The sequence below is a fragment of the Pseudoduganella sp. RAF53_2 genome (assembly GCF_052113985.1).
Classification (GTDB): domain Bacteria; phylum Pseudomonadota; class Gammaproteobacteria; order Burkholderiales; family Burkholderiaceae_D; genus Rugamonas.
This window is the reverse complement of sequence record NZ_JBFRDW010000328.1, coordinates 1-6670: the sequence shown is the minus strand read 5'-3', so window position 1 is coordinate 6670 and position 6670 is coordinate 1. Positions and strand designations below refer to the sequence as shown.

Below are 6670 nucleotides of genomic sequence, written 5' to 3'. Positions count from 1 at the left end.
GTCCTGGCGTTCCACGCTGGTGAAGCCGATGGACAGCACCATCTTCATCGAAACGATTCCCTATTACGAAACGCGCGGCTACGTGAAGAATGTGATGACCAACGCCACCTTCTACGCTGCCCTGTTCGAAGGCCGTCCGCAATCGCTGAAGCAGCGTCTGGGCACCGTCACGCCGAAAGGCTATACGGAAGCGGAACAGCAGGAATCCACCTTCGGCAGCCGATAAATCACCGGAAGCGATTATGCACACCACTGCACTCGACCCTACCCTGGAACAAACCCTGGCCGCCGCACGCGCACCGGGCCTGACACTCGTCATCGGCAACAAGAACTACTCTTCGTGGTCGATGCGGCCGTGGGTGGCGATGAAGGCGTTTGCGATTCCCTTCACCGAAGTGCGCATCCTGCTGGACCGCCCCGATACCGCGACCAATATCGCCAAGTGGTGCGACAGCGGCCGTGTGCCGGTGCTGCTGGCTGGAGATATGACGATCTGGGACAGCCTGGCCATTTGCGAATACATCGCCGAGCAATTCCCGGACAAGCATCTGTGGCCACAGGACGTGGCCGCGCGCGCCATGGCGCGTTCGGTCTGCGCCGAGATGCACAGTTCCTTCACCAGCCTGCGCTCCACCATGCCGATGAACGTCAAGGGCAATTATCCAGGCAAGGGCCGCACGCCGGCCACGCAGGCGGACATTGGCCGCATCAGCGAAATCTGGGAAGAGTGCCTGAGCCGCTTCGGCCACAATGAATTCCTGTTCGGCGATTTCTCGATTGCGGACGCTTTCYTCGCGCCGGTCGTAAGCCGCTTCAAGACCTACGGCGTGGTACTGCCGCCCGCGCTGTCCGCCTACTGCGAGCGCATGCGCTCCCATCCCGCTGTGGCGGAATGGCTCGACCAGGCGCTAGCCGAAACGGAAAGCGCGCCGCTGCACGACGCTGAGATGCCGGACTGACGCCGATGAAGACATATGTGGTCGGCGGCGCCGTACGCGATGAATTGCTTGGCCTGCCGGTCAAGGATCACGACCACGTGGTCGTCGGCGCCACGCCGGAAGAGATGGTTAAAGCGGGTTTCCGCCCCGTCGGCAAGGACTTCCCGGTTTTCCTGCATCCGCAAACGCAGGAGGAATATGCGCTGGCCCGCACCGAGCGCAAAACGGCGCCCGGCTACAAAGGCTTCGTGTTCCACACATCGGCCGATGTGAAGCTGGAAGATGACCTGGTGCGGCGCGACCTCACCATCAACGCCATCGCCCGCGCCGAAGACGGCACGCTGACCGACCCCTATAACGGCCAGCAGGACATCAGGGACCGTATCTTCCGCCACGTCTCCGACGCCTTTGCGGAAGACCCGGTGCGCATTCTGCGCCTGGCCCGCTTCGCAGCGCGCTTCCCGGATTTCACAGTGGCGCCGGAAACCAATGAACTGATGCGGCGCATGGTCGACCAGGGCGAAGTCGATGCGCTGGTGCCTGAACGTGTATGGCAGGAGATCTCGCGCGGGCTGATGGAGCAGAAGCCCTCGCGCATGCTGGAAGTGCTGCGCGGCTGTGGCGCGCTGGCCCACATCATTCCGGAACTGGATCGCCTGTGGGGTGTACCCCAGCCGGAACAATGGCATCCCGAAATCGATACCGGCATCCACATGGAGCAGGTGGTCGATTACGCCGCATCTCAACATTACGATCTGCCTGTGCTTTTTGCAGCGCTGATGCACGATCTGGGCAAAGCGGTAACGCGCCCGGAAAAATGGCCGGCACATCACGGCCACGAAGGCGAGGGCGTCGATCTGGTGCAGCAGGTGTGCAAGCGCCTGCGCGTGCCGACCGATTGCCGCGACCTCGCGGTGATGACGACGCGCGAGCATGGCAATGTGGCGCGCGCACAGGAGCTGCGTCCGCGCACCATCGTCACCCTGTTCGAGCGCTGCGACGGTTTCCGCAAGCCTGAACGTTTTACCCAGCTGCTGCTGGCGTCGGAGTGCGATGCGCGCGGACGCGAAGGCGGCGGCATCAGTTTCCGCGACAAGCCCTTCCCGCAAAAGGAGTATCTTGAGAAAGCGCTGGCTGCTGCACGCGGCGTCAATGCGGGCGAGATCGCCCAGCGCTGCGTGGATCGTCCGGAAAAGATTCCTGAGTTCGTGCGTGCAGCCCGCGTGCGCGCCGTGAAGGAAGCGATCGGATTCGATGGTGACGATGATGGCGAGGAGGGCGCATGACTTCTCTGAACTTCTTCCGCAATCCGCTGCGCCACTGGTTCGGCGATGAGCGTCCCACTGTGCCTGTGAAAGAGCTGCGCGAGCGCGACCGGCGCCGCATGCTCAAACATTTCCTCTGCCTGGAAGGGCGCGACCGCCTGCTGCGCTTTGGCTCGCCGGTCACGGACGAACAGGTAAGCAAATATGTGCAGAGCATCGACTTCGATCGCGACCTGGTGTTCGGCGTGTACAACCGGGTGTTCAAGCTCGTGGGCGTTGGCCATCTTGCTTTCGCCGAGACCAGCGAACAACGCAAGCAGGCGACCGAGAAGGATCGGGTAGCCGAATTTGGCGTGTCCGTGCTGAAGTCCGCGCGCGGCCTGGGTGTCGGCTCCAAGCTGTTCGAGCGTGCCAGCATTACTTGTCGAAATAACGATATTGACACCTTGTACATGCACTGCCTGTCGTCCAACCAGGTGATGATGCATATCGCGAAAAAGGCCGGCATGGAAATCCATCGCGACTATGGCGAAGCGGATGCCTACCTCAAACTTGGCCCCGCCAGCCCCGGCACGGTGCTGCAGGAAGCGATGGAAGAGCAGCTCGCCACGCTCGATTACGCGCTGAAGGCGAACGTGCGTGCCGCCGCCAAGCTGCTCGACAAACTGCCCGGCGCAAAGAGCGAAGACTGAGTTTGCAGGCCCTTTGTGGCCTGACAACAACCGAGTGTCGCGCCGCAAATTGACTTTGCGGCCGGCTTCTCTGCTAAAATTACCAAACTTCTCGGTCGCGCCTTCGCCCCCGGCGCCCTGCCACCAATTACCCGGCCCCATCTCTGCCGGAAACCGCTGGCCTTATTTTGGCCGCATTTTCCGGAGACTCCTATGGCTGCGCTGGCGCTGCGTGTACTTATCCTTGATTCCAATTCCGATGCTGCCGATGCTTTGGCGTCCGGCCTGCATGCATGCGGTCACGAGACCGTAGCAATTTGCCCAGGCGAAGCGAGCGTGCGCCTGGCCGACCACTTCGGTCCGGACATCGTGCTGTGTGCTTATCATCCTTGCGACATCGAGGTGCAGCAAACCCTGCGCGCCATGCGCTGGCTGCCTGGCTTTGAAGAAGTGCTGGTTCTGATGCTGGCCGATCCGATCCACGCGGAGGAAGCCAGTTGCCTGGGTCACGCCGTGGCTTGCCAGCCCGTTGGTCCCGCCACCGTGATGCAGGCCATCACGGGCGCCATCCTGGCCCATTCGGGTCCGATGGCCGAAGTCATACCCTTGCATGGCGAGCGCATACTATGCCACTGACCTTCCGTTTGCGCATGGCGCTGCTGGTGGCGGGCCTTGTGCTGCTGGCATCGGGACTGGTGGCGCTGGCCCTGTCCTGGCAGGCCGAACGCCATATGCGTGCCGACATCGGCGCCCAGCAGGAAACCCTGCTGGCCAGCGCCGCGGCCTATATTGACCATGATTTGTCTGCCAAGCGCGAACTGCTGCAGGCGCAGGCGGAACGCATCGGTCCCGATGTCTCGCCGCGTCAGCTGCAAACCCTGATGGAACATAGCGCCAGCCTGCGTGGTGCTTTTTTCAATGTTGTCGCCATCGACGCGCAAGGCGAGCTGTTTGCGAGCTTGCGCGACCGGCGCGACGTGGGCCATCTGAATGTGTCGAACCGGCCTTATTTCCAGCAAACGGTGGCGATGCATGAGGGGGTGATATCGGCGCCGTTCCGCAGTGCGCTGTCGGAAAAGCCGGTGGTGCTGGTGACCGAGCCGGTGTTCGACGCGCACGGTGAGCTACGCTATATCCTCGGCGGCGCGATTGAACTGGAAGGTCCTGGCTTCTTCGGCCAGATCGAAGCGCTGCAGCCAGGCGAGGGCAGTTATCTGTTCATGCTCGATCAGAATGGCACGATCGCGCATCACCCGGACCATTCCCTGCTGCTGCGTAAAGTGGGCAGCGATAAGTCGACCATTCTGCCTTCCGCTGCCGCTGCGGTGGCGGGCTTCGAGGGCTGGACCGATGGCGTCATGCCGGATGGCCAGCGTGTGCTGGTGTCCTACAAACGTCTGCTGAAATCGAACTGGATCATCGGCGCTGTGTACCCGGAAGAAGAAGCGCTGGCGCCAGTGCTGGCGATGCGCCGCCATGCGGTGGCCGCATCGGCGGTGGTGGCACTGGTCTGCGGCGCCTTCGGCCTGATGGCCGCGCGCCTGCTGATTCGCCCACTGCTGCGCTTACGCCATCGCGCTGCACGCGTGACGGCAGGGCTGGACGATATCCACGTCTTCGACACCGATCGCCGCGACGAATTCGGTGATTTGAGCCGCACTTTCTACGCGCTCACCAGCCAGCGCGCGGCGGCACAAAGCAAGCTCGCCGAGCTGGCACTGAGCGATCCGCTGACCGGCACAGCCAACCGCCGCAAGTTCGAAGAATCGCTGCCGCAAGCCATCGCCCGTGCCGGACGCGCGGGCCAGCACATTGCGCTGGCCTATCTGGACGTCGACTACTTCAAATCGATCAACGATACGCTCGGCCACGCCAGCGGCGACGAGGTCCTGTGCGAGTTCGCCCACCGCCTGCATCGCGCCGTGCGCAGCACCGACCTCGTCGCACGCCTCGGCGGCGACGAGTTCGTGGTGGTCTTTGAGCAGCTGGCCGATGAAGGCCAGGTCGCCCAGCTGGGTGAGCACATCATGACGGCCATGCGCACGCCATTCGAATGCGGTGGCCGCAGCATCCGCGTTACCACCAGCGTCGGCTTCGGCGTCGCCAGCGGCGCCGGCACCTCCGCCGACGCGCTGCTCTCCATGGCCGACGAAGCCCTCTACGCCGCCAAAGCCGCCGGCCGCGACGGCTGGGTCGTCTGCAGCGAGGGCGAAGCCGGCAAAGTCCGCCGCCTTTCCTGCCGCGGCAACGCGGATAAAGCCTCTTCCGCCATGGCGCAAACTACTCGCTGAATCTGCGTCCCACCTCTGGCTATTCATCCACGCTATCTCGGTAGTTGGAGTTCGGATAGAGCGGCTGGTCTGGCGGACGCTCCGGCACGGGGAAGCCATGTTTGTATGTCCACGCGCGGATGTTTTTGATTGGCCCCGGCTTCTCACCATCCGGGCACTCGTGAAGGCATAACCAGGTTTTTCCTTGGAGGCCAATGACTGGTTTGGGTTCATCGGACAGCCGAGACCAACCAATCATTTCGCCTATGAATGGGCCATCCTCCGAATAGGAAGTAACGTCGATATATGGCTGAGACCATCTGTAGAGCTGTGCGGTCCATTCGCGGCAACCGAAGCTGCCGAAGATGCTGTTGCGATCCCAGTCGTCCAGGTATCGGCTACTGTCCGCTTCAGCGCAAACTGCTGGTGAGAACTCGGTCTGGCCGGCTATCCCTTGCGACCATTCTGCAAGATAGTATGGTTTTTTTCGTGGGTCGCCTGCATCGAGCAATAGAATCGAGCCCACTTTGTCGCGCTTCCCAAGCCAAATGCCTGCCGCCAGGTCTTTAGAGCGAGCGTGGCCGCTACCATCAAACTGAATAAGTACGGTTATTACGGACTCGGCATGCGGGACAGCGATGTGCGAGCCTCGACCAAATAGCCYTTGTCCCGTCAACGCGTATTTTTCGACGCCGTCGAGTGTCATTGTGTTGTTCATGGCACGCGCTATCCTTCGTGAGCTTTCAAACATATGCTGTCCCGATATGAAAAGCAGGTATCGAATTTCCCAGGGACGATCTAACCATCGAGTTGAATTATCGACTTGAGCCAGTGCTTGTGCATGAAAAATAAGCGCGACGAGCAGCCAGCTGAGTTTGGGTGGTTTCATATCAGGTGGGAATCCGAGAGCGTTATGTGGAGATGGTTGCGATGGGTTACCTCGTTTCCATCCAACTGTGCGTTCGCGGTTGTTGGGCCGTTGTCACGAGTACTTGAAACCATGTACCAAGGATCGAATGTCTCGGTAATGCTGGGATTCTTGACTAGTCTTTCTCTGAGATCGTGGATTAGTTTAGGCTCATGACGTTGAACTTCTTCTTCCCATGGTGGCCGCAGCAGGTCACCTTTTTGGCGATCCGCCTGGACTTCCGCTGAAATCCTGTCGATGTCTTCTTTGAGTGATGCCGTCTTCTCTTTGTTCTTGTTGGTGTTATACCGACTCCGAGCCATGGAGAGTTCTTTTTCGTGATCCGCGACTTTATTCATAGTGCTTCTATATGGGGCATACTTTTTTTTTCGTTCTGGCTGACATTCTTTCCAGAGACGGTGCTTGTTGTTGTCAGCGATGATCGATCCAGGTCTAATCTGCTGGTAGCTGAGCAGACATAATTCACGTCGATCCCTAAGCCGACTCGGTGAACAATTGCTCCAAGCATCGGGCGCCACGAGGAGTTGATGGAGAGTTCAACGACGTCCGATGCACGAGCCTCTGTGAACAGGACTGCACGAGCCTCTGTGAACAGGAC

At 60.6% G+C, this 6670-nt stretch carries 8 protein-coding genes and 1 pseudogene; 6 read left to right on the top strand and 3 right to left on the bottom strand.

Annotated elements, in window-relative coordinates; all coding sequences use genetic code 11:
- From AB4Z11_RS19035 to AB4Z11_RS19010, 6 genes and pseudogenes are all read left to right on the top strand, one after another.
- Positions 1 to 226: pseudogene (locus AB4Z11_RS19035) on the top strand (lytic transglycosylase domain-containing protein); the annotation flags it as partial.
- A 16-nt stretch (positions 227 to 242) separates the two neighbouring features.
- Entirely contained in the window at positions 243 to 959 is a 717-nt protein-coding gene (locus tag AB4Z11_RS19030) for a glutathione S-transferase family protein (protein ID WP_442026900.1), read from the top strand.
- A gap of 5 nt (positions 960 to 964) precedes the next feature.
- Entirely contained in the window at positions 965 to 2224 is a 1260-nt protein-coding gene (locus tag AB4Z11_RS19025) for a multifunctional CCA addition/repair protein (protein ID WP_442026899.1), read from the top strand.
- Positions 2221 to 2895, top strand: coding sequence for a GNAT family N-acetyltransferase (locus AB4Z11_RS19020; protein ID WP_442026897.1), 675 nt, complete (start codon positions 2221 to 2223; stop codon positions 2893 to 2895). Before AB4Z11_RS19025 ends, AB4Z11_RS19020 begins: the two co-directional genes overlap by 4 nt.
- A gap of 192 nt (positions 2896 to 3087) precedes the next feature.
- On the top strand, positions 3088 to 3510 hold the full coding sequence (locus tag AB4Z11_RS19015; protein WP_442026896.1) for a hypothetical protein: 423 nt from the start codon (positions 3088 to 3090) through the stop codon (positions 3508 to 3510).
- Positions 3501 to 5165, top strand: a complete 1665-nt coding sequence (locus AB4Z11_RS19010) for a diguanylate cyclase domain-containing protein (RefSeq protein WP_442026895.1) — start codon at positions 3501 to 3503, stop codon at positions 5163 to 5165. The genes AB4Z11_RS19015 and AB4Z11_RS19010 overlap by 10 nt, the downstream gene beginning before the upstream one ends.
- Before the next feature lie 19 nt (positions 5166 to 5184).
- Here the strand turns inward: AB4Z11_RS19010 and AB4Z11_RS19005 are convergent, their stop codons facing one another.
- From AB4Z11_RS19005 to AB4Z11_RS18995, 3 genes are all read right to left on the bottom strand, one after another.
- Positions 5185 to 6033 carry a hypothetical protein gene (locus AB4Z11_RS19005; RefSeq protein WP_442026894.1) on the bottom strand — a complete coding sequence of 283 codons (849 nt, stop codon included), beginning with the start codon at positions 6031 to 6033 and terminating at the stop codon, positions 5185 to 5187.
- Positions 6030 to 6410, bottom strand: coding sequence for a hypothetical protein (locus AB4Z11_RS19000; protein WP_442026893.1), 381 nt, complete (start codon positions 6408 to 6410; stop codon positions 6030 to 6032). The genes AB4Z11_RS19005 and AB4Z11_RS19000 overlap by 4 nt, the downstream gene beginning before the upstream one ends.
- On the bottom strand, positions 6407 to 6670 hold a 264-nt coding region (locus AB4Z11_RS18995; RefSeq protein WP_442026892.1), incomplete at its 5' end, for a hypothetical protein. The genes AB4Z11_RS18995 and AB4Z11_RS19000, both read right to left, overlap by 4 nt.